Below are 22026 nucleotides of genomic sequence, written 5' to 3'. Positions count from 1 at the left end.
CGCTACAGCCCAAACAGTCGGAAGCTGGTGCGGCCCGATAGCTCGCGCACGGCCTCGAGCTGCAGCAGCCGCTCGAACAGCCGCCGCGCCGCAAAGCGCGACAGGTTTTTCGTCGTCAGCGAACCCGAGACGGCGTCTTCATTCAGCAGCAAAAAAATCACGTCGCCGGCGCCTTTCGCGCGCAGTTTTGGCGCCACCGCCAGAAGCTTTTCGGCACGGCGCGACAGTTCACTGGCTAGCCGGCAGGCCTCGGCCGCTCCCTGAACCAGCGCCAGGCAGACCGCGCGCTCAAAATTTTTTTCCCCGGGTCGGATGCGCTTGCCGCCGGCACCCTCGGTGCGGAAGGCCGGGCCAAAGGCCTGCGCCATCAGCAGTGGCATCGGCCGCGGCCAACGCAGACCCTGCGCCAGCGTCAGGTCGGCCAGCCACCAGGCCAACAGCTCGGAGTCGCCTCGCATGGCGACGACGCGCGCGGCGATCGCCGCCGCGGCGAACGGCGCCGGCCGCTGCGACTCCGCCTCTTCTTCGATCTCCTCGCAGAGGTCAGCGAGTGCCGCACGGTCCCAATGCAGCCCGAGCTGGTCAACGATCTTTTCGAGCCCGTCGGGGGTAGCGACGGGAGGCTGAAGCGCCAGCTGGCGCCAGGCGCCAAACACGACGCCGGCAGGCCCGGGATCGGCGCCTGTCGGGCACAGGTACCAGGCATCGCGCAGGGCCGCTTCATCCTCGGCGCGGCCGGCGAACCGCATGCTTGCGGCGGCACATTTGAGCGCCAGCCGCTGGCGCCAAGCGCCGGCCCAAGCCGGCTGCGCGCGGGCCAGGCTGTCGAGCGAAGCCAAGGCGGCGCCGGCCTGGAAAGCAGCGCCAGCGTCACTCGGCGCGCCGCCAGCGGCGAGCGCCCAGGCCGGGACGGAGGTCGGCACGGCGGGACTGGCGGTCGCGGGATCGAGGCGAATCATGCTTTCGAGGGTAAGCTGGCGGTGCGCTTTTCGCCACCAATTTCGGCTTAAAACGCACAGCCTGTCGGATATGCAAAACGAACGATAATCTTGCATTATCGTTCGTTGTTGAGAAACATGCTCAGAGATGGCCCGCAGCCCGCAAATCCGCCGCGAATGTCGCCAGATGGATCGCCAGCCGAAGCGGCTGACCTTGCGGCTGGCCTTGTATGCGCTCGGCGCCGAAAGAGGCGTACCAATCGGCCGCGCGTTCGCTCTTGGCGTCGATGATCAAAAGGATACGGCCGCCCTCCATCACCAGCCGCAGACACCGCCTGGCCGCGGCCGCCAGCAGCTGACCGCCCAGCCCCTGCCCCGCTACCGACCTGTCGGTGGCGATGCGGGTAAGCAGAAAACCCGGCATGTCGTGACGCATGTCCGCGTCGCCGCAATCGAAGCCGCCGCGATCGTGCGCCTTCGAAATCGGCTCCTCGTGCCAGGCCGGAAGGCTCATCGATCACGCGGCAAGGCGGCGATCGCGGCGCGCAGCTTTTCGTTCGGCGGAGGCGGGTTGTCCAGCAGCTCCAGAATGCGCAGGAAATCCCGCTCCGAAACCTCTATCTTCTCGGCGTTCCTGATCACCGCTTCGGCCTCGCGCAACGCCGCGCGGGTAACGAACTCCGTCAAATCGGCATGCACGAGCGCGGCCGCCCGCATCAGCGTCGCCTTCTGCTGCGCCGCTACCCGCAGGTTCATCCGCTCATTCGCTTCAATCGCTGCCCGAGGCATGAATCCCTCTTCACTCCCTGGCTATTCAACGACCAAGGCATATTCGGGGCTGACATTCCAGCCAATCGTCCCCGACATGATATGTTGCGAATCATAGTTGAGGATCCGCGAGATTGCCCGGACAAGATGACCTGCCTGATATCGTGGAGATCGTCCACGCCATGGGGCGAGATGCCGCTGAAGAGTCAAATGCGCGGTTGACGGCCGCCAGGAATGGTCCCTCCCCTGCCCTGCCGCAGCGAAATCCTGTCGACCGGCGCTTGCCCGGCCACCTCGAGCACCTCGCCGATCGCGCCCGGGACTATGTCGAGGCAGCGAGTTCCGCCAATACCCGCCGCGCCTATAGCTCGGACTGGAAGCACTTTGCCGGCTGGTGCCGGCGCCAGGTCGTCGAGATGTTTCCGCCCGATCCGCAGGTCGTCGGCCTCTACATCACCGCTTGCGCCTCCGGCAAGGCTACCGGCGACAAGAAACCTAACGCGGTGGCGACGATCGAACGCCGGCTTTCCTCCCTGACCTGGAACTATGCGCAGCGCGGCCAGCCGCTCGACCGCAAGGACCGGCATATCGCCACCGTAATGGCCGGTATCCGCAACACCCACGCGTCCCCTCTCCGGCAGAAGGAAGCGATCCAGCCCAAGGATTTGATTGCCATGCTGGAGACGCTTCCCCGCGGCACCCTACGCGGTTTGCGCGACCGTGCCATGCTGCTGCTCGGCTTCGCGGGCGGCCTGCGCCGCTCGGAAATCGTCGGCCTCGACGTGGCCAGGGATCAAACCGAGGATAGTCGTGGCTGGGTCGAGATCCTTGAAAAAGGGCTGCTCGTCACCCTGCGCGGCAAGACCGGCTGGCGTGAGGTCGAGATCGGTCGCGGCTCGTCCGACGCCACCTGCCCAGTGGTGGCGCTGGAGACTTGGCTGAAGCTTGCCCGCGTCGCCCACGGCCCGCTGTTTCGACGCGTGACCGGCCAAGGCAAGACAGTGGGAACAGATCGGTTGAACGATCAGGAAGTCGCCCGTCTCGTCAAGCGTGCGGCACTCGCCGCCGGCGTACGCGGCGACCTGTCGGAAGGCGAGCGTGGCCAAAAGTTTTCCGGCCATTCGCTGCGCGCAGGCCTCGCTTCCTCCGCCGAAGTTGATGAACGCTATGTGCAGAAGCAGCTTGGCCACGCCTCGGCGGAGATGACACGCCGTTACCAACGCCGGCGAGACCGTTTTCGCGTCAATCTCACCAAGGCGTCGGGACTGTAGAGGACGGAGCCCCTCCCCTGAAATCTGGCGGACCTCTTCCAGATTCGGGCGTGCGTGCGAATAGCTTAGGCTGCCCGCGATCTCGCGGGTCCGTCCTTGCAAATCAGGAATTGCACTCCATAATTGCCAGGATGATTAAGTGCCGGATCGGAACGCAACTCGCCTAGCTTATAAACACCCTCCCAGCGGTGGCGCTAATTGGGACGCGCCAGGTCGGCAAGACTACGCTTGCGCTCGAAACAGCCGAGATACGGCCGTCGATCTATCTCGATCTCGAGTCCGATGCGGACAGAGCCAAGCTCGCGGAACCGGAGCTCTACCTTGCCGAGCATGAAGACGAGTTGGTGATCCTCGATGAGGTCCATCGCTTCCAAACCTTTTCCAAAATCTTCGTGGCTTGATCGACCGCGGTCGCCGCAGCGGGAAGAAGACCGGGCGCTTTCTGCTGCTGGGGTCCGCTTCCTCGATCTCCTCAGGCAGAGTGGCGAGACGCTCGCCGGCCGTATCGCCTATCTTGAAATGCATCCGATTTATGGACAGGAGGTGCCGGCCGAACAGCTGAACCCTTTGAGGGTGTGCGGAGGCTTTCCCGACAGCTTTCTGGCGGCAAGCGACCGCGCCAGTCAGCGGTGGCGGCAGGACTTCATCCGCACCTACCTCGAACGCGATATCCCGCTGCTCGGGCTCGGGCCTCGCATTCCGGCCGAAATGCTGCGCCGCTTCTGGACCATGCTGGCACATCATCAATCCGGCCTCCTCAACGCTGCCGACTTCGCCAGGGCCCTCGGAGTCGATCGCAAGACAATTGCCTCGTACTTCAACTGCTGCTCGATCTGCTGCTGGTGCGAAGGCTCGAGCCGCGGCATGCCAATGTCGGAAAACGTCTGGTCAAGTCGCCGCGGGTTCACGTGCGCGACAGCGGCATTTCACATACGCTGCTTGGACTGACAACCCTTGAGGACATCCTCGCTCACCCCGTTGCCGGCGCCAGCTGGGAAGGTTTTGTCATCGAGACATTGATTGCGGTCGCACCGTCCGGCACAGAAGCCAACTTCTATCGCACATCCGCCGGGGGCCGAGATCGACCTCCTCTTGACCCCTCCAGGCAGCCGCCCTTGGGCGATCGAAATCAAGCGCAGCCCGACGCCAAAAGTGGAGAAGGGCTTTCATCTGGCGTGCGAAGACGTAAATCCGAGCCGTCGCCTCGTGGTCTATCCGGAAGCAGAGCGCTTTCCGTTGAAACATGACGTCGAGGCGGTGCTGCTTCATATCCTTGCGAAAACACTGGCCGACCTTGGCGAATAGGCTTTTCGCCCGGCCCTCTGTCTTTTGCCGCCGGCTCCACCGGCACACAGGCACGGCGTATCACTCTTTCGCTGGCCCGCTGAGCCCTTCTCAAAGCAAGTCGCAGTCTGGACTGCGCGATGCTCGCTGGAAACAGAGCGAGACTGGCCAGCCCAAAAATTGGTCGTTTCAGGCCAGTGCTGTGTGAGAGCCGCCATTGCCGCTAATTGCCCCAGTGTGAGATAGCCAGCGCCGGTACTTGAATCTTGTCGGTCCCGTGATCTCGATGACTTGACATAGATCGCCCCCACATCGCCCCAGCTTTGGAGGGGTTATCGCTAGGCGATACCAAGCACGGGCGAATTGGAGGCTCCTGCTGCTGCCGAACGAGAACCTCAAAACGAGTTTTCTTGTCCGCTGACAAAATCAGCAAATTGGGTAGCGTATTCAATCCCTTGACGCGGTTTATACTGGTCTTGCCGCGCAGTATGCGATTGGAGGGCGTTTAACCTGTTGTTAACTTAAAACTTCTTGCCGGCACGAGCGAATCGGACATAATGACGGTTGCTTGGCCGCATTCCGCCAAAAATCGTTTTTAGAGAGTCTTGATCGAATGAACGTGAGTTCGCCCGTTCCCGCGAAAAGTCCTTTGCTGTTCGAGAAACGCATCCTCGAACAAGGGGAGCAGATATCAAAAAAGTTGCACCTTCTCTCGATGCAGCGGTTTCCTCCCCATGCCAAGAAGAATCTGCGTCCTTTTTCGTTGGCGGAGGTAGCGACGTATCTCGGTGTTTCTCAGAGCCATCTAAAAAAACTACATCTAGAAGGCAAAGGGCCGGTACCTGAAACCTCGTCTTCTGGGAGACGATCCTACGCGGCCGGGCAGATGATCGAGCTACGCCAATACCTTGACCAACACGGGCGATCCGATGCCCGCATGTATGTTCCCCATCGTCGATCCGGCGAGAAACTTCAAATACTAGCTGTGGTTAATTTCAAAGGAGGTAGCGGCAAAACAACGACAGCAGCTCATCTCGCCCAGTATCTCGCTCTGACGGGACACCGTGTATTGGCTGTCGACCTCGATCCCCAGGCGTCGCTGTCTTCACTGCACGGGTTCCAGCCAGAACTCGACCAGACGAAATCGCTCTACGATGCGATCCGCTACGACGACGAGAAGGTCTCTCTCTCGGAAATTATCAGGCCAACAAATTTCCCAGGACTGGATATCGTCCCGGCGAACCTTGAGCTGCAGGAATTCGAATACGATACGCCTTTGGCAATGACGGACAGGACGTCTAACGTGGGAAGGGCCTTCTTCACGCGCATCTCGACGGCATTGGAGGAGGTCGACGCCCTGTATGATGTCGTTGTTATCGATTGCCCACCGCAACTGGGGTATTTGACAATTACGGCGTTGACCGCGGCAACGTCGGTCTTGATAACCATTCATCCGCAGATGCTCGACGTCATGTCGATGGGCCAATTCCTGTTGATGCTCGGGAATATTCTGGAGCCGATCCGGGCAGCGGGCGCCGAGGTGAACTTGGAGTGGTATCGCTATCTTATAACGCGATACGAGCCGACGGATCAGCCCCAGGCGCAGATGGTAGCGTTCCTCCACACGCTTTTTGGTGAGTTCATCCTGAAGAACCAGATGCTGAAATCCACGGCGATTTCTGATGCGGGGATTACCAAGCAGAGCCTCTACGAAGTCGAAAAAAACGTGATGACGCGTTCCACATACGAGCGAGCAATGGATGCACTCGATCTCGTAAACGGAGAAATCGCCACGTTGATACATAAAGCATGGGGGCGCTGACTTGTCCGCTGACAAAAGGGGACTTTTGCGCTGTGCTTTCAACAGACTAGGTTGTATCCGGAGGTAGACTAAGATGGCGCGTAAGAATCTTCTTTCCGGCCTCGCAGAGACGGAGACAGACGAGCAACAGACATCTAGCTCAACCGCGGCCTATCCGATTCGCGGTGCCTCGAAATCCATGATCCGCTCCGTTAACGAATTGGCAAAGCAGGCGGATGCGTACCTTGAAGGTGAGCATGTAGTCGAACTCGACCCGAACGCTATTGACGGCTCGTTCGTTTCCGATCGCATGGATGACGACAGAGAACAATATCAGGAACTATTGGAAGCGATTCAGGAGAGGGGTCAGGATTCCCCCATTCTTGTGCGCCCCCATCCGAGCATCGAAGGCCGCTTCATGATCGTCTTTGGGCATCGGAGGGTCCGGGTGGCCCGAGATCTCCGACGGAAGGTTAGGGCGGTCATCAAGGACATTGACGATAAGGCTCATGTCATTGCTCAGGGCCAGGAGAATTCTGCCCGAGCAAATCTTAGTTTTATCGAGAAGGCGACGTTCGCAAAGCGTCTCGAGGAGTTGAATTACGACAGAGATGTCATCTCGTCGGCATTGGCAGCGAACGCCGCCGCCGTCTCAAAGATGGTGTCGGTTGCTACCCGGATCCCGCCATCTGTCATAAACAAAATTGGATCAGCTCCATCTATAGGCCGCGAGCGCTGGGTTGAGCTATCTCTGCTCGTCGGCAAGAGATCGGACATAGTCGATGAAATCCTCTCAGAACCCGAGTTCATTGGGCTGGAGAGTAACCGACGCTTTGAACAGTTGTTCATGGCGCTCAACGCAAAGGAAAAGCGCGTCCGTAAGGCCGGTGTGAAGCCCGTTGCACAATCGTGGGCACCGGATGACAGGTCAGTTAGCGTCAGCGTCCAAAGAGCAGGGAAGGCCGTCACGATCGCCGTAAAGGAGACGGACGGCAGCCGCTTTGGAACTTGGATCTCTGACAATCTGCAAGGTCTCTATGAGGCTTTCAGAAAGTCGGGGAAAACAGCAACAGGAGACTAAAACCGCAAAAGAAAAAGGCCCCCGAACGTCGCCGTCGCGGAAGCCCTTCTCGTAGATCGCACTTCGAGAATCTCATTTCCGCGAATCACTGTCAAGAGACATAGCGTCGGTTTTCGGCGAGCGGATTTCTTTTGCCTTATTGAAAGGTGAGGGAAATGGAGAGTGGATACGCGACGACGCCCTTTGGGCGGCGGCCGATGACGCTTGCCTTGGTGAAGGCGAACACGGCAGCACGAGAGATTCCTGAAGGAGCTCTTGTCGAAAAATGGCAGGTCTATCGCTGGCTGTGCGAAGGCAAGACTGTCGTGGGTGTGGGAGACCGCGCCCTGGCCGTGCTGAGCGGGCTCTTGTCTTTCTATCCGGACGACCAAATCAGCGAGGAAAATGGCCTGATGGTCTTTCCCTCAAATGCGCAGCTGTCGCTTCGCACACACGGCATGCCCAGTTCCACATTGCGGCGACACTTGGCCGAGCTGGTGAGTTGCGGCCTGGTTATCCGCCGTGACAGTCCAAACGGGAAAAGGTTCGCCCGGAAGGGAAGGGGTGGTGCGATCGAGGAAGCCTTCGGGTTCTCGCTGGCGCCGCTGCTGGCGCGGGCAGTTGAGTTTCAGCATGCTGCCGAAAAGGTACGGGCCGACAGCAAGGCGCTCAGGTTAATGAGGGAGCGGATTACGCTCCATCGTCGCGATATCTACAAACTGGTCGAGGCTGCGATCGAGGAGGGTGTTCCTGGCGACTGGGGAGCCGTCTGGAGGCGCTTTAGAGCCGTTGTGGATGCAATCCCGCGCAGGGCAGGGCTCCCCGAGCTGGAGGCAATTGTTGCGGACCTGACAACGCTTCATGATGAAGTGGATATCATGCTGGAAAACTTCACAAATTCCACGAATCCTAGCGCCAATGAGTCCCAAAATGAGCGGCAGCAATCTGATTCAAACACAGAATCCATTTTTGTATTTGAACCAGCTTTCGAAAAAAGCAGGGCGGCGGTCGAGCCAAGGCAGGGAACCGATGAGAAGCTGAAAAGCTATCCGATAGGGCTGGTGCTGAAAGCGTGCCCCGAAATTTCAGACTATGCGGTGCAGGGGATCGGAAACTGGCGCGATTTGATGATTACCGCGGCCCAGGTGAGAGGCTACCTTGGTATTTCGCCCTCGGCATACGAGGAAGCTTGCCATGAAATGGGCCAGGAGGTCGCCGCCATTGTGATTGCCTGCATCTTGCAGCGCGCCCAGCATATCAACTCGGCTGGCGGTTATCTGCGGGTTTTGACCGAAAAGGCGAGGGCAGGGCAGTTTTCCGTCGGACCGATGCTGATGGCGGCGCTGAAGGCGAATGGCTTGACGGCGAGGATGGCCGGATGAGAAATGTGGGCGCCCTGTTCTTGACGACCATGTTAGGCGGTAGTTTTGACGCGCCTACGATGATAGATACGCACAGAGCGTCCATCACATCGGCCGAGGGTTTTCCTGCCCAGAGAGGGGAGGGGGGCCGGGGCGTATCCTCTTCGGTCAATTCCTTAGCCCGCGTAGGTTTTCGGGCTGCAGGATTCAGCGATCCATGGTCTGGGAGACTCTATCCAAGATTCGAAAGGATTATCATTCGTTTTGGCGTGCCGACGGGCTGTGCGTTTTGGCGCGAAAAGCATGGCACAAAGCGCACGTTGGCTTTACCCTCGAAATCATGATTCGCCTCGATCCCGCGACCGCCAGCTCCGCCGCACCGCCGGCCGTTCCGGCCTGGGCGCTAGCGCACGCGCGCGACGCCAGCGACGCCGACGCCGCCTTCCATGCCGGCGCGGCCTTGGCCACCCTCGACACGCTCGCCCGCGCGCAGCCGGCCTGGGCCGGCGTTTGGCGGCAACGATTGGCGCTCAATTGCGCCGCCGCCGGCATGCGGCTCGCCGGCCGCGCCGAGGACGCGGCCGCCTTGCGCGACGCCTGGTACCTGCGCCAGGCCGGGGCCGACCCCGGACCCGCCGGCTCCATCTTCGGCGCCTGGCGGCAGTTGGCCGGACAGCCGCCCGTCGCTACCCCTGACCGGCTCGAAAAGATACTCGACCAACTTGGCCTCCATTGGGAGGTCAAGACGCTGGCCGCGCTTTGTGAACACATCGACGACATGGCGCGCTCGGGGCGGCCGGCGCCGTTCGCCGCCGCTGCGATCGCCGCTCACGTCGTCGCCATCCGTCCCGATGCGGAGCTTTTGGCCTGGTGGCTCGCCGACCTGGTACTAGCGCAAAGCCTGCGCTGGCCGCGACCGCTGCCGCTCCTGATGGCGCAAACCTTTGGTCCGGCTTTTCGTGCCGAGGCCGGCGGCAAGCGCATCCGGCCGGCGGAGAGAGATTTTGAGCGCGCGGTCTGCGTGGCGTTTGTTCAGGCGGCGGCGCAGGCCTGCCGGCTGGCCACCGAGCTGTCGCGCCGCGCCGCAAAACTCCTGGCGGTGGCGCCGAAATTGCGCGCCAAGGGTGCCGGCGAGGTGGTCTTCCTGCTGCTCAACGAAGACGCCGTCTCTGGATCGCTGACGACGAAGAATCTGTCGCGCTTTGCATCCCGGCGGCTGTTCGAGCGGCTGCAGCACCTGGAGGCCGTGCGCGAGCTCTCCGACCGTCCCACCTTCCGGCTGTTTGGACTCTAGCGATGAGCGAAGCCTCTGCCCGGCACAAGACGAACGATCAGCCGGCGCTGCTTGACACCGAGCTCGATCACCTGCCGCCAGAGCTGCGCTGGCGCGAATGGATGGGCCGCGTCGAAGCGGTCATTTTTTCCGCCAGCGAACCGGTAACACGTAGTGTCCTCGCGCGGGTGGTGGGAAGAAACTGCAATATTGAGCTGATCATCGATGACATCCGTGCCGAGCTCGCAGGGCGCCCCTACGAGCTGGTGTCCGTCGCCGGCGGCTGGCAGCACCGGACTAAAAAGGCCTTTGGAGACATCATTCACGCCGCATTTGGCACAGCCGGGAAGGGGACAAAAGAACTGTCGCAGTCGGAGGCGCTCGTGCTGATGTGCATTGCCTATTTCCAACCGATCACGCGTGGCGAACTGTCGTCCTTTTTCGGCAAGGAGGTGTCGCGCGATCTGATCGGTGTGCTACGCGTACAGGACCTCATCGCCTCGGGGCCGCGCAGCCCGCAGCCGGGCGCGCCTTACACCTATGTGACGACCAAGAATTTTCTGTCGCAGTTCGGGCTCGACACGCTGCGCCAGCTGCCAGATTTCGAGGCGCTCGAGGATGCCGGACTGCTATCAAAGGAAAAGCTGTTGGCGGGCGATATTCCAACCGGCCTGGCGGGCGGAGAGGGCGACTACGACAAAGAGGCAGAGGACGAGGTGGTTGACGACCCTCTGTCTTGAATGGTCGTTGCGCGTCGCACCCTTGACCGCAGCCGGCAAGTCATGGCCACGAAGACCGGTTTTCTGCGGCAGCCGATGATCGGGTTCATGGTCCGCAACATGATTACCTTTCGACAAGGTTGTGCTGTCGTGAACACTCCTGTCGGCTGGCACGGTGCGGAAGGCGCTGAAAGCGTCGAGGCAGGGCGCGCGCGAACTGGTCGGCGCGCGCCAGCCTGCTAGTTTACGGGCCGGGGGAGTTCCCGGGCGTGGGGGCTCATTTAGGGCCACAAAAAAGAAGAGGGCAATCGTACGCTAGAGGCGAAAAGGGTTGGGGTTGCCGCTGCCGCTCCGTCGCGAGCTATCGGCGTAAATTTGGCTTGTCCGCCCTAACATAAAGGTTCGGCGCCGCCCCAACATCAATGAGCTCGATCCCAGATCCAGACCTGCCGCGCACAATCGAGAGAGCACCGCAATCGTCGCGGTCCTGTTCGACCGCCCCAACAAGCCCTTCGATGAAGGCGACCTGCTGGTGCGCTTCAAGTTCCGCCCAGAAGCCGTCTGTCGCAACCAGCAGTGGCCGGTCGTCGAGTTGGATCGAATTCAGATCCGGAGCAATGAAGCGCTTCGAGCGGAAGCTACGCGTGAGCCTGTGCCGCGCGGGGTCCTTCGCGACACTCTCGATCGCTACGGGCAGCAGCGGGTTGGCGAGCGTATGCGGCTGCATCAGCCATGCGATCCGTCGATCCTCCTTTAGTCGGCCTACGAGGCAATCGCCTGCATGCAACACCAAGGCTGGGCCCGTCTCTTCAAGGTGCAGAAGGCAGTAGCTGGCGGAATCGGTGCGAAAGTCTGTCGCGAGCGTCGCATGGGTCATGCGAAGCTGGGCGATCGCGATGTTGGCGGTCACCTCTTCAGTCCCAGCTACGAACCAGTCGACCATACGACGTTGGCCGAACCTGACGTCGATCCATCGAGAACGGTGGCCAGGACGGCGTCGCCGCGGATGCCTATGCCTGCATGGTCTCGGTTGTCGGCCGTCCGCGTCATGTCAGCGCGCTTCGAGGGTGCTGATCGCGACCAGCCGCTGGTAAACGATGTCGACACGGCCCGCCGGTCCGCGAATGTTTCCCTCAAGGAAATGGTCGAAGTTCGGATCGTCGAGTAGCGCCGCAATCTGTTTGGCGATGTAGACCCGGATTTCCGGCTCTGCTCTCGCGATCTCCTCGACGAGCTCTTCCCGCCCGTCGACCAGAAGGAGAATGTCCTCGGCGTCTCGGCTGCCGATGAGGTCGCCTTCGCCTCGTCCGCGGTAAGCCTCCAACTTGGTCGCGACAAACAGCTCCGGAGTAAGGCGCCGGATCTTCAGCGCCTCCTCCAGCTCTTCTGGTACGGCCGTCTCGATCCCTTTTGCGTACCAGCGATTGCTGAAGCCCAGGATCGCCTTGTCGTCCGGCATGAAGTCTACCTTGAGCTCGCCAAGCTTCATGCGGCAGATGACGGTGTCATCAACCGCTTCGGTGAAGCCGCGTGCGCGCAAGCGCTCCGTCAGCTCGACCCATTCTGCAAAGCCAGCGAGATCGACGATCAGGTCGACATCGTCGGTCGCTCTCACCCCTTCGAGAACGATGGGGTCGGTGATGTAGAGCGCGGTCGTGCAGCCGCCGACGAAGACCAGACGCGCGCGTAACTCCTCGCCAAGCGCCTCGGCGACGGTCTTCAGCATCGCTTTCAACTGACCCTGGACTGTCATTCCAGCCTCTGTGCGAGCAGGTCGGCGGCGTGCTTGCTTTCGCGCTGATTACCGATGCGGATCGCGTCGATGAGGGCGAGATAGGCATAGAGCCGCTTATCTTTCTCGCAGGCCTCCGGCACGCTTTTGAAGAGCGGATCGACCGATTGACCCATGTCTTTTGCGTGCGCGTACGGCCAGACGCAGATGAGATTGCCGGCGCTGTGCAGGGATTCCCGCAGCACAGGGGCGGCGAACGCCGTCGGCAACCCGCGCTGCATGGCGCCAGGTCTCGCCGGAAAGACGAATTTCAGACCGTGGACGATGAACTCGCGCAGATGGCGCCGGCTCGGTTTGGTCCGACCTGTCTTCCTATCCTTGATCGCGAGGCCCGACACGATGCTGCGCTTGAGCGAAGCGCTGATCTCGGTCTTGCTGATTCCGAGTGCTGCTTCGAGAGCGCGCACGGAATAGGGATCCTCGCCCGCGGCTAGCCCGGCCGGTGGAGATTCATGACCGATATCCTTTGCGTCGTCCTCCAAGCTCGCCAGCTTGAACAGGACGACAACATCCTGGCTCTTCATCATGAGCGACGTCCTCTGTCCTCGGACAGAGGACACTAAGCACAGCGCAGCCCGCTGTCAACGACCACGCCTGTGAAGCGGGTTGAGCGGGCGGTACAGCAGCGCAACCGTAGTCCTTAAGCTTTGTCCTCAGTCCCGGGACGGTGGACAAGCATGGGATTGGCGGAGCACACCAGCATAGCGGCTCATGCTCCGTTCCGAGACTGCGCCGATTACCAAGAACGGCGGTCCTGTCGCCTCACACGACGGCGTACTTCCTTCCCCGCAATTCGAAAGCTCGCATTCCGCCTTCCATTGTTTCGGTTATGGCTTCCCTGACTGCGGGAGTTTCAATCGCCCCATCCTCTTCAATCGCAATTTGAGCTGCTCTTACAGCCTCCGTGGCGTTCGGCTCGACACTCGGCACCAGAGCCACAACCTTGTCGGCGTCGCCATTTACGACGAAATTCGGGTTGTGGGTGGCGAAGATTAGTTGACGCTTGCGTTTGGTGGTCTGCAGCAGCTTGGCGATTGCCATGATCACTCGGTTATCGAGGTCATCTTCTGGCTGGTCGATTATGAGCGTTCCTGCTTCCTGGTGCAGGAGCAGCGTGAGCAGCGCCGAGGCCTGCTGTCCCGGCGATGCACGTTCAAACGGCATGTAGCTCCCTCGGTCTCTGTAGTCGAAGCGAATGAAAGGCGACGCCCACGCTGACAAGAATTTGCCGAGGCGATCATCGTCCAACCGCCCCAGCACGAGGCGCGCCTGGTTGTCGGTCAGCCAAGTGAGCACTGCCTTCAGCTCAGTGATATCATTTGGATCGACTTCATTCCCGTGACCACGCAGGACCTGTCCATGCCTGATTCGTTGCAAGCGGTGGACAAGCTCCTCCCATCCTTGACGCCCGTTACGGGCTGCGGTTTCGACGAGCTCCCGGCAGCGGACCTCTACTTCGCGGATGCCACAACGTTCGCAAAGCTCCATCAGAGCGTCCACGAAGCGACGCGGGATTGTCTCCTCCTCCACATGGGCGCGAAGCACTCCGGTGGACATCTCGATTACGTGATCCGATGCCTCGTTGAGGATTTCTCGCATCGTTGTCAGCCTCGTTCCGAGCAGCGTCCTCGCCTCTGCAAGCCTGACCTCGACCCCGACCAGTTTGGACATGGCCGTTTTGGCGTCCTGCAGGCTTCTCTCAGCGACCTGCTGTTCTTCTCCGAGCTGACGGAACTCTGCAAGCAGCGTTGTCAGATGTGATTGCGCCAAGCTCGCGACAGCGTATTGCTCGTTGAATTTGGCTTGGTCGGTGCCGAATTCGCCCTGATGCCGCGCGAGCTCCTCAAGCGCCATCGCAAGCGCTTCCGTGATTTCGTCAATGGCGCCGCGAATCCGGTCGTTCAACCGCATGATGACTTGCCGTGCGTTATTGACGGACGAGGTCTCGACATGGCTTTCCCACCCTTCCATTGGAATCTCCTTCAGAAGGTTTGCCTGGTCGAGCGTTGCCTGGACCAGTTTCACGGCGGTCTGGAACGAGGCCAAGGTTCGATTATAGATCGGCTGCTGGTCGAGAACGGCCTGCTGCTCGGCACTCAGACCGCCCTGTTCAAGACGGCTCCGGATCGACTCAAGTCGCCTCGCCAAGTCGGCAGAAGCAGATTCGGCGCGGTTGAACGCAGCTTGCGCCGCCCAACTTTGGACGACCTGCTGGAAGGCCGCCCGGATCGCGCGTTCCGCCTCGTCGATATCCTGTTCTGCCTTGCGCCGGCGATCGACACTTTCTGCCGCCGCTATGCCAGTTATCTGTTCATCGGCGGTCTCTGGCCGCCTCACCATCGTCGACAGCTGTTTTTGAGAAAATGCGCGGGCGCGAAATCGTTCCTGCGCTACACTGATGGGGAGGTCGCGGGCCTGTCCGTCCAAACACACGGTTATCATGGTCTGCTTGTCGAGCGTCCGCCGCCACGTCTCGACGACGCCATTGCGGTCGAGGTCGACCTCGACGAACCCCCCTATCAACGTCGAGGTGATCATGTCGCGTTCGCGACTGGTTGCCACGTCGTCGGCAGCGTCCAGGGTGCTGCGACCAAGCGCGAACCGCAGATATTCCAGGATTGCTGATTTCCCGGAGCCTCGGCCGCCGATCAGAGTGTTGAAGCCATCGTTGAATGTTATGGTGAAATTGTCTCCCGTCAGCGTCGAGCTTACCCGCAATTCCAAAACGCGCTGGCTGGGGATGGACGGCTCCGCATAAGTAATGCGCGCCTCATCCGCCAACACCGCTTGGCGGACGGCTTCCGCCGTAGCCTCGCCGAGCCGCATCCAACATGCATTGATGCCGAGGTCGGCATAGTTGGAAGCGCGATTGTCGCCGGTGGTGATGATGCCGTGCCGGCGATCACCCCAATCTGATATCTCCCCGTAGATCTTCTTTCGCGTCGTCTCGTCGAGGCTTGCAAACGGCTTCTCGTTATAGACCCCGTCGACTTCGAGGTCGGCGAAACGCTGATGAAAGCCCTGCCTCAATATGTCCTTGTGACCGCCCCTGCTAGCATGCGGAAGAGTGATGTTCCTGCCCTTGAGCATTTCGTCCTGGAAGATCGCCCCCAACAGATCCTCAATGTCTTTTCCGCAGAGGCTGGCTTGCGGGGCTCGAGCGGCAAGTTGATCTGGTGCAGGCACTTTGGGCATCATGCCAAACAGGCGACCTATGACACTGGTTGACGTATCCTGGTCGAAAAGGATCAAGCACTGGACAGAGTCGTTGCACGTCACCTCCATGCCCGGGAGCAACCATAGCGTCGACTTGGCTGCCGGTGATCTCTCGATTGCCCGAGCCACATAGGGGTACATGACTATATCGTGATGATCGGTAATCGCGATCGCTCCGATCTCCCTCTTGAGACATGCCGCCACGAATTCATCCGCCCACGCTTCGCGCGCCAGCTCCTTCTCCTCGGATCCGCCTGGCAAGCCACCGCCGCCTGTCCATCCGGCGTCGCGCGGCGTATGGATCTGGAAGTCGGTCTTTCGCCACACCGCCCCCGGGTGACGTCCCTTCGCATGTTTCATTCCACCCCCAACTCGCGGATGCCGTGGTTAGATTCTAGACGCGTGACCCGCACAGAGTTCCGACCGTGTCAAGCCGGTTCAAGTTGCAAAGAAGCGATAGAGATCGGGCGCCGTGTCCTATTGCTGCCCGTGAGAGGGGATTGCCATGTGCTGCTTTGCTTTGGCGATTGCCTCATCCAGGCGCGCCCGTGAGATTGCGGCGAGGCGTTCCACCCCCAGAAGATGGGCCAGGTCGCGTGCGGGGTCGGGCATGTCGAGAAGTCCGGGATTGTCGAAAACCACCGAGGCAAGCTCCGCCAAAGGTATGTCGGCAATGGAGCGTCGGGCCTCTTCATTGAGCGGCCGGCGATAGGACAAGAATTCCGAGACCGCTCCCTTCTTCCAGATGAATTCGCCGCTCGATTCCTGTGTACGATCCACATCGCGCAGATGAAGGTCGATCCGTTCACGGATGCGTCCGCCCGTGCGCAGCCACCCGTGTGCACGGGCAATGCGTTGGGCAAGAACATCAGCGCGCAGCGGGCTTTCCACCTCAACGACTGCTTCTATCATTCCCCGTAACGTGGTTCCGTAAGCAAACTCGAAGAATTGCTCCGCGTTTGGCCGGAAGGCGGCGAAGTCCGTTATCCGGTAACGGCTTTCCTCCAGATTGCCCTGGTCCGCCATTGTTGCGAGCGCCGAAACGCCCAAAGCCTCAGGATTTGTCGTAGCATTTGCCGAAACGAGATCGACCTCCAATGTGGCCGGCAGGGGTGGGAGCTCTTCGGTCGCCGTTGACGGAGGCTCGGCAGTCTCGATTGTCGGTTCGACCGCTTGGCCCATTTGCCAGCGGACCGTCGCCTCTTGCGTCTGTTCGCTCGAGTGGCGCGCCCGGTTCTGCTCGAGCAGACTCATCAGACTTGTATGAAGACGCTCGGCACAGCCCCCGGCATCGAACCACCAATCCGTTGACCAGACGCGAAGGATTGTCCAGCCGAGGCCAGTCAAGACCTGTTCGCGAACCTTGTCCCTGTCTCTCGCCGTTGCGGACCGATGGTAAGTCGCTCCATCGCACTCGACGCCTGCCAGATACGCACCTGCGAGATCCGGATGCCGGATGCCGAGGTCTATCCGGAAGTCGGAAATTCCGACTTGCGGAACGACTGTCCAGCCGCGCTGCTCAAGATGATCGGCGACTGCTTCCTCGAACGGAGAATCGAAATCACCGACGGATCCAAAATTCTCGCTGGGCAAGGCGATTGGGCCTCTTTCGGCGTAGTCCAGGAATGTCTTGAGATGCTGAACCGCAATCGCCTTGCTTCGCGACGGATCTATCTGGTCGGCGGTGAAGCCGGAAAAGACGATGAGCTCCTGGCGGGCTCGTGTCACCGCGACATTGAGGCGGCGCTCGCCGCCCTCACGGTTCAGCGCCCCAAAATCCATCGCAGGCGGCTTTCCGGATGGATCCTTGTAGAACGTTATCGAGAACAGGATCACGTCCCTCTCATCGCCTTGGACGTTTTCAAGGTTCTTGACGATCGTGGGTTCAGTCCGGTCTTCGGCAAAGAACCATTCGAGTTCCGGATGATCCCGGCGCGCGGCATCCAGGAGGTCGAGGATCAGCGATTGCTGTTGTGCGTTGAAGGTGATCACACCGAGCGTTGGACGCCCATTCTCGGGCAGTGCCAGCCATTGCTTCATCCGCCCGACGGCCTCGCGCACGACCGCCATTGCCTCGACCTTGTTCGTCCGGCTCTTGCCGCGGTCATAGATGCCATCGGGTATTTTGCGCAGGCTCACCGCGCGATCGTCGACCGCCGGGGACGGGAACGTCACAAGCCGGTTGTTGTAATAATGGTGATTGGAGAAGGCGATCAACGACTCGCTTCGGCTTCGATAGTGCCATCTGAGATTGCGCACCGGAATCCCCGACGCCCTTGCTTCGTCAAGGATGCTCTCAAGGTCTTTCTCGTGGTCGGCGATATCTTCCTCTTCCTCGTTGCGGCCGAAGAAATTGGTCGGCGGCAGCTGTTTTGGATCGCCAACGATGATAGTCTGTCGCGCCCTGGCAATGGCGCCGACGGCGTCCCACGTGGTTATCTGCGAGGCTTCGTCGAAGATCACCACGTCGAACAGCGCCTGGTTGGGCGGCAGGTACTGCGCGATCGAGAGCGGTGACATCAGCATGCAAGGGGCGAGCTTGCCAAAGCTCTGTGGTATCTTGCCAATGACGTCGCGGATCGACTGGCTGGGTCGCTGGAGTTCCATCTGATAGCGCAGCAACCCAAGCTCGGAGTTGCGCGAGACGCTCTGTACCGAAGGCAGCCCATGTGCAAGCGCGCTGACGACGCGCTGCGTGGCATGCGTGCGCACCAGATCGTCGATCTCACGAAACTCGCTGATCGCATTCTCATGCTGGAATCTGCGGAAGTTGCGCAACACCGCGTCATTGTCGAGAACCGTGGGCAGCCACCATCTGGCATAGCCGATCTGAAAAGCCTCACGCGCCTGGTCGGGCGCAATGGCGCCGGTCTCGATCTGCTCGACGAGGGGTGCCAGATGATGTTGGACCGCTTGGGCCTTCACGCCGCACCAGGCTGCCCAATTGCGAAGCAGGTTCCGGGAGTCTGCCAGCGCGATCAGCTTTGCGCGCAGAGCCTCGAGGCCGGGACCATCGGCGGCATCCGGAATGTCGTGTCCCGCGGTATCGCTGAATGCCAGGCGCGAGGCATGGAAATCCTTGATGGCGGCCAGCAGCCGGTCGCCCGCTCCGCGCAAGCGATCGTTTTCAAGGGTGCCGCGCAGACTCGGCGCCACGGCCCGCACGACGGTGCGGAACTCGTCCGGGCTTCGTCCGGGAATCCGCAGTGACAGGCGAAGGCGGCGAGCGAGATCAAGGATATTGGCAACGTCTTTTACGTCCGTTGTCAGCCCGTCGACAGGCAATGGCTTGCCCGCCAAGTGGCTTTGGTCGATGGCCGACAGGGCTGCCTTCATCCGGCGCAATAGGTCAAGATCCTTGCCGGGTTCCGCGGTCCCGCGTAGCGCGCGATCCTGGAGCTGCTTCTGGACCTTGCGCGTGCCAAGCACTGACTTTGGCCAGAACGAAGCCTGCGCATCGCGCCATTGTCGGTCGAGGGAATCTATGTCGATGTCGCGGACGACCGCGATGTCATAGGCGGCGGAAAGGCCACGCTCTGCCTCGCGATAGTCCCCGATCGAGCGCTCCAGCCTGGCGAGCGCTTCGCCGAAGGTAGGGAAATCCCGGTCGTAGGCAATCGAGACATCGCGGTTACGCGACTGAGCCAGCAGCTGCGCCAACTCGGTCAGCGACTGCAACTCTGCTTTAGGCAGTTCGCCGGCCGCGAGGCCGAGACAGGACTGATAATCCCGTATCGATGCCGTCAATTGGCCGATTGCCGAATGAAGCGATTTCGCTGCGCCAAGCAGCCTCATTTGCCAGTCGCCGCTCCACTCTTTGACATCGACCAGGTCCAGCGCTGGCTGGCGTTCGACCGCGGTAAAGATCAGGCCGACCTGCGCCGCCAACTCCTCCAGTTTGAGGAGGGATTGCGCGTCGTGTCCGTCAGGCGCCGACCAGGTGAATGCCGGTGCGGCAGCATCATGCGACCTGAGCGCAATGCCCAAGGCCAGGTAGGGCGTCCAACCGTTTGGGTAGCGCTTGTGCAGTGCCTCGACATAGGCGTTGAGCTCATCGCGGCGAAGGCGAAGCCGCTCGTTCGTGGCGACCCATTGCGAGGCGTCTGCTCGTCCTCCTTGTTCCCATGAGGCTTTCAGTTGGGCGAGGAAATGCTTGCGGTCGGCCTTGTTGGAATGCAACTCGATGCAGTGATTACCAAGCCCATGCTCGCGCAGTCGTCGATAGACGACATCGAGCGCCGCGGTCTTTTCGGCAACGAACAGGACCGTCTTGCCCACGGCCAGGCAGTTGGCGATCATGTTCGCGATGGTCTGGCTCTTTCCCGTCCCTGGCGGTCCGACGATGACGAAATCGCGCCCCTCGGCGGCCGCCATGCTTGCTGCCGTTTGCGAGGAATCCAGCGGGAGAAGGCCAATTATGTTCGAAGGCTCATAAACCCGATCGAGTTCTGCCTCGTCGCGAAAGGCGGGTTGATTGCCCGAACCATCGAAGGCCTGCTCGGGTGTATCGATGAGGTGGCGAACGACCCTGTTCTGACGAAGCGCGTCGGTTCTTTCGGCAAGGTCCTTCCACATCAGGAACTTGGCGAAGGAGAAGGTTGACAGCGCGGTCTCGTCGATCACCTCCATGCCGGGAACATCGCGCACCGCGTGTCGCATCGAAGACAGGACCCGCGGCACGTCGATGCCGCTGTCGTCGAGCGGCAGGTCGCCGGCGAACTGGGGCAGGCGAAGTTCGAAATCGCGTTCCAGGAATAGCAGAAGCGTGGCGTTGAAGCGAGGCTCGTCCTCGTGGAAGCGGATGGTAAAACGTGAGCTCGCGCTGCGCCGTTCGAGCCGGACCGGCACCAGCAGCAGCGGCGCCCGATAGCTGCGCTCGTCCTCGGGCTTCTTCTTCCAGCGAAGGAAACCCACAGCAAGGAAAAGCGTGTTTGCCCCGCCTTCGGCGAAGTCGTTGCGCACTTGCCGGTAGAGGTCGATCAGCCTCGCCTCCAGCTGACGGGCATCCAGCGTCGAAGCGAGTTCATCCCGCAGCAGCGCGTCGGCCGCGTAACCGCGTAGCAGATCGCGACCGTGCACATCGCGGTAGAGTTCCGCGTCGCGCTCCCCCAATGGGTTCTGCTCGGGCAAGGAGATGATGCGGACTGCCGCACCATTTGCCAGCCTGTCCTCCAGATAGGCCACGTCGGTGCACAAGAACGGGATCGTCTTCTTCGAATCTGGGAAGTTGAGAAGGCGGTTCCTGAGTGTCAGGTCGAGCAGCTTCTTTTGCCAACGTTGGATGCGACCCACCGCAGTGGTGGGCTTGATCTCAACGGCTTCTGCCGGCATCTCGCCGACTGCTGGCGCCGCGGGGAGGGGCAAAGCCACCCCGGCCGCCGCCTCTTCATCGACCGCATTGCGTCTGACCGGCTCGTGCGAGGCAAGCGGCGTGATGCCGCCACTGCGCGATCGACGCACGTCTATGGCCGCGACGAAGGCATGCGCTTGCTCCTCCGCAAGGCGAATGCCGAGCGCGTTCTGGGCGGCCTCGAGCGTTAGCGCGGGCCGGTGCGTGACGCCTGTGGTTTCGAAAGCGATGAACTCGCGCGAGGCCAGCGCCTTGCGGACCTCCATCTGATCCGTTTCAACCGCGTTGGAGAAGGTGCGCTTGGTGAGCCAGACCCCCACAGCGGCATGTCCATCAAACATCAGGACAGCAGGGTGGAGGCCGGCTCCCTCGAGGGCGGCGGCAAAAAGAAGTGAGCTGTCCAGGCAGGTAGCCAGCCGCTCCTCCGCTATAGTGGAAGGACGCCTGACTTTCTGGCCACGGCTCTCGAAGCTCGCAGGAGGCTCGGCATAGTGCGGCCCTATGCCGGCGACCGCCGAATAGATGGCAGCCGTCAGCATGAATGCCCGTTGCGGGCTTTGCGACTGGTAGCCGTCAAGGCCACTCGGATGCCCGTGCGCGGCGAGTCGTTCCGCGGCTGCCCTGAGGATCGGTGCAACACCGGGATCATTCGGCATCACGAAGGCCGGGAGCAGCTGCGCCATGTCGGCAACGCCACCCCACTCGTCGCGAGCAAGCAACCTGACTGTCAGACGCAGTTCGTCGAAGACCTCGCCCGCCGCCGACAGCCGCAAGGTGATCTCACCCCGTTCGGCCTCGTTGAGGCCTGCCAGATAACCGGCGTCGAGCTCGACCTTCCGATCGCTCACCTGAAGGCGGTCGCCGGGAACGAGGCGGTCAATTGTCCAGGTTTTCGGCCGCAGGAACGACGGCGATGACGTCAGTTCGAGCCGGCAATTGTCCAAACTGCGCGCGGTGTCGTTATCGAGCCGGATGGATCGAACAACCGGAATTGCATTCTGATAGGATGCATATGTGAAGCTAGACGCTACGTCCGCGACTATGCGCGGGATAGTCGGGTTTTCCGCTGCGACACTATCATTTGTTACTAACTCTGAACTATCGGCAGATTGCATTGACCCCAGTCCCCCGAGTTCAGATTAACAGTATTTTCGGGAGATAAAAGGCTCGATGTGGGCGGCACGAATACAAAG

Annotated in this window: 16 protein-coding genes and 1 pseudogene; 9 read left to right on the top strand and 8 right to left on the bottom strand. The window is 61.0% G+C overall.

Annotated features, from left to right (window positions below):
• Window positions 1–2: 2 nt before the first annotated feature.
• From AC04SF_RS29840 to AC04SF_RS29830, 3 genes are all read right to left on the bottom strand, one after another.
• Window positions 3–959, bottom strand: a complete 957-nt coding sequence (locus tag AC04SF_RS29840) for a DUF1403 family protein (protein WP_488480693.1) — start codon at window positions 957–959, stop codon at window positions 3–5.
• A gap of 121 nt (window positions 960–1080) precedes the next feature.
• Complete coding sequence (locus AC04SF_RS29835; protein WP_488480692.1) at window positions 1081–1452, bottom strand: N-acetyltransferase; 372 nt, start codon at window positions 1450–1452, stop codon at window positions 1081–1083.
• Window positions 1449–1727, bottom strand: a complete 279-nt coding sequence (locus tag AC04SF_RS29830; protein ID WP_488480691.1) for a type II toxin-antitoxin system TacA family antitoxin — start codon at window positions 1725–1727, stop codon at window positions 1449–1451. Before AC04SF_RS29830 ends, AC04SF_RS29835 begins: the two co-directional genes overlap by 4 nt.
• A gap of 161 nt (window positions 1728–1888) precedes the next feature.
• Between AC04SF_RS29830 and AC04SF_RS29825 the strand changes: the two genes are divergently transcribed.
• From AC04SF_RS29825 to scpB, 9 genes and pseudogenes are all read left to right on the top strand, one after another.
• A complete protein-coding gene (locus AC04SF_RS29825; RefSeq protein ID WP_488480743.1) occupies window positions 1889–2977 on the top strand; it encodes a site-specific integrase in 1089 nt (362 codons plus the stop codon).
• Window positions 2978–3165: 188 nt separating this feature from the next.
• On the top strand, window positions 3166–3378 hold the full coding sequence (locus AC04SF_RS29820; protein ID WP_488480690.1) for an AAA family ATPase: 213 nt from the start codon (window positions 3166–3168) through the stop codon (window positions 3376–3378).
• Window positions 3332–3870 (top strand): annotated as a pseudogene (locus tag AC04SF_RS29815) (ATP-binding protein); the annotation flags it as partial. The gene AC04SF_RS29820 and the pseudogene AC04SF_RS29815, both read left to right, overlap by 47 nt.
• A gap of 127 nt (window positions 3871–3997) precedes the next feature.
• Window positions 3998–4282 (top strand): DUF4143 domain-containing protein, encoded by a 285-nt coding sequence (locus AC04SF_RS29810; RefSeq protein ID WP_488480689.1) that lies wholly within the window; start codon window positions 3998–4000, stop codon window positions 4280–4282.
• 592 nt (window positions 4283–4874) lie between these two features.
• Window positions 4875–6083 carry a plasmid partitioning protein RepA gene (gene repA / locus AC04SF_RS29805; protein WP_488480742.1) on the top strand — a complete coding sequence of 403 codons (1209 nt, stop codon included), beginning with the start codon at window positions 4875–4877 and terminating at the stop codon, window positions 6081–6083.
• Window positions 6084–6156: 73 nt separating this feature from the next.
• On the top strand, window positions 6157–7143 hold the full coding sequence (gene repB, locus AC04SF_RS29800) for a plasmid partitioning protein RepB (protein WP_488480688.1): 987 nt from the start codon (window positions 6157–6159) through the stop codon (window positions 7141–7143).
• 155 nt (window positions 7144–7298) lie between these two features.
• Window positions 7299–8504 carry a plasmid replication protein RepC gene (gene repC, locus AC04SF_RS29795; RefSeq protein WP_488480687.1) on the top strand — a complete coding sequence of 402 codons (1206 nt, stop codon included), beginning with the start codon at window positions 7299–7301 and terminating at the stop codon, window positions 8502–8504.
• Between the two features lie 319 nt (window positions 8505–8823).
• Entirely contained in the window at window positions 8824–9777 is a 954-nt protein-coding gene (locus AC04SF_RS29790) for a DUF1403 family protein (protein WP_488480741.1), read from the top strand.
• Window positions 9778–9779: 2 nt separating this feature from the next.
• The gene (scpB, locus tag AC04SF_RS29785; protein ID WP_488480686.1) at window positions 9780–10496 is read left to right on the top strand and encodes an SMC-Scp complex subunit ScpB; all 717 of its coding nucleotides are present in this window, start codon (window positions 9780–9782) and stop codon (window positions 10494–10496) included.
• Between the two features lie 340 nt (window positions 10497–10836).
• Here scpB and AC04SF_RS29780 read toward each other — a convergent pair whose 3' ends face one another.
• The 5 genes from AC04SF_RS29780 to proA form a co-directional block, all read right to left on the bottom strand.
• On the bottom strand, window positions 10837–11385 hold the full coding sequence (locus AC04SF_RS29780; RefSeq protein WP_488480685.1) for a hypothetical protein: 549 nt from the start codon (window positions 11383–11385) through the stop codon (window positions 10837–10839).
• A gap of 141 nt (window positions 11386–11526) precedes the next feature.
• Entirely contained in the window at window positions 11527–12201 is a 675-nt protein-coding gene (locus AC04SF_RS29775; RefSeq protein ID WP_488480684.1) for a hypothetical protein, read from the bottom strand.
• A 23-nt stretch (window positions 12202–12224) separates the two neighbouring features.
• Window positions 12225–12794, bottom strand: coding sequence for a hypothetical protein (locus AC04SF_RS29770; protein ID WP_488480683.1), 570 nt, complete (start codon window positions 12792–12794; stop codon window positions 12225–12227).
• 235 nt (window positions 12795–13029) lie between these two features.
• Entirely contained in the window at window positions 13030–15843 is a 2814-nt protein-coding gene (locus tag AC04SF_RS29765; protein WP_488480682.1) for a TrlF family AAA-like ATPase, read from the bottom strand.
• Window positions 15844–15960: 117 nt separating this feature from the next.
• The gene (gene proA, locus AC04SF_RS29760) at window positions 15961–21948 is read right to left on the bottom strand and encodes an anti-phage protein ProA (RefSeq protein ID WP_488480681.1); all 5988 of its coding nucleotides are present in this window, start codon (window positions 21946–21948) and stop codon (window positions 15961–15963) included.
• Window positions 21949–22026: the final 78 nt, after the last annotated feature.

This window comes from Mesorhizobium sp. CNPSo 4671 (genome assembly GCF_057784245.1).
The sequence above is the reverse complement of the archived record's forward strand: the minus strand, read 5'-3'. Positions and strand labels throughout refer to the sequence as shown.

Excerpts from the sequence above, each read along its gene's own strand:
- proA (WP_488480681.1), bottom strand. The coding sequence starts at position 21,948 with ATGCAATCTGCCGATAGTTCAGAGTTAGTAACAAATGATAGTGTCGCA.
- repC (WP_488480687.1), top strand. The coding sequence starts at position 7,299 with ATGGAGAGTGGATACGCGACGACGCCCTTTGGGCGGCGGCCGATGACG.
- repB (WP_488480688.1), top strand. The coding sequence starts at position 6,157 with ATGGCGCGTAAGAATCTTCTTTCCGGCCTCGCAGAGACGGAGACAGAC.
- AC04SF_RS29775 (WP_488480684.1), bottom strand. The coding sequence starts at position 12,201 with ATGCTGAAGACCGTCGCCGAGGCGCTTGGCGAGGAGTTACGCGCGCGT.
- AC04SF_RS29840 (WP_488480693.1), bottom strand. The coding sequence starts at position 959 with ATGATTCGCCTCGATCCCGCGACCGCCAGTCCCGCCGTGCCGACCTCC.
- AC04SF_RS29770 (WP_488480683.1), bottom strand. The coding sequence starts at position 12,794 with ATGATGAAGAGCCAGGATGTTGTCGTCCTGTTCAAGCTGGCGAGCTTG.
- AC04SF_RS29790 (WP_488480741.1), top strand. The coding sequence starts at position 8,824 with ATGATTCGCCTCGATCCCGCGACCGCCAGCTCCGCCGCACCGCCGGCC.
- scpB (WP_488480686.1), top strand. The coding sequence starts at position 9,780 with ATGAGCGAAGCCTCTGCCCGGCACAAGACGAACGATCAGCCGGCGCTG.
- AC04SF_RS29825 (WP_488480743.1), top strand. The coding sequence starts at position 1,889 with ATGGGGCGAGATGCCGCTGAAGAGTCAAATGCGCGGTTGACGGCCGCC.
- AC04SF_RS29830 (WP_488480691.1), bottom strand. The coding sequence starts at position 1,727 with ATGCCTCGGGCAGCGATTGAAGCGAATGAGCGGATGAACCTGCGGGTA.
- AC04SF_RS29835 (WP_488480692.1), bottom strand. The coding sequence starts at position 1,452 with ATGAGCCTTCCGGCCTGGCACGAGGAGCCGATTTCGAAGGCGCACGAT.
- repA (WP_488480742.1), top strand. The coding sequence starts at position 4,875 with ATGAACGTGAGTTCGCCCGTTCCCGCGAAAAGTCCTTTGCTGTTCGAG.
- AC04SF_RS29765 (WP_488480682.1), bottom strand. The coding sequence starts at position 15,843 with ATGAAACATGCGAAGGGACGTCACCCGGGGGCGGTGTGGCGAAAGACC.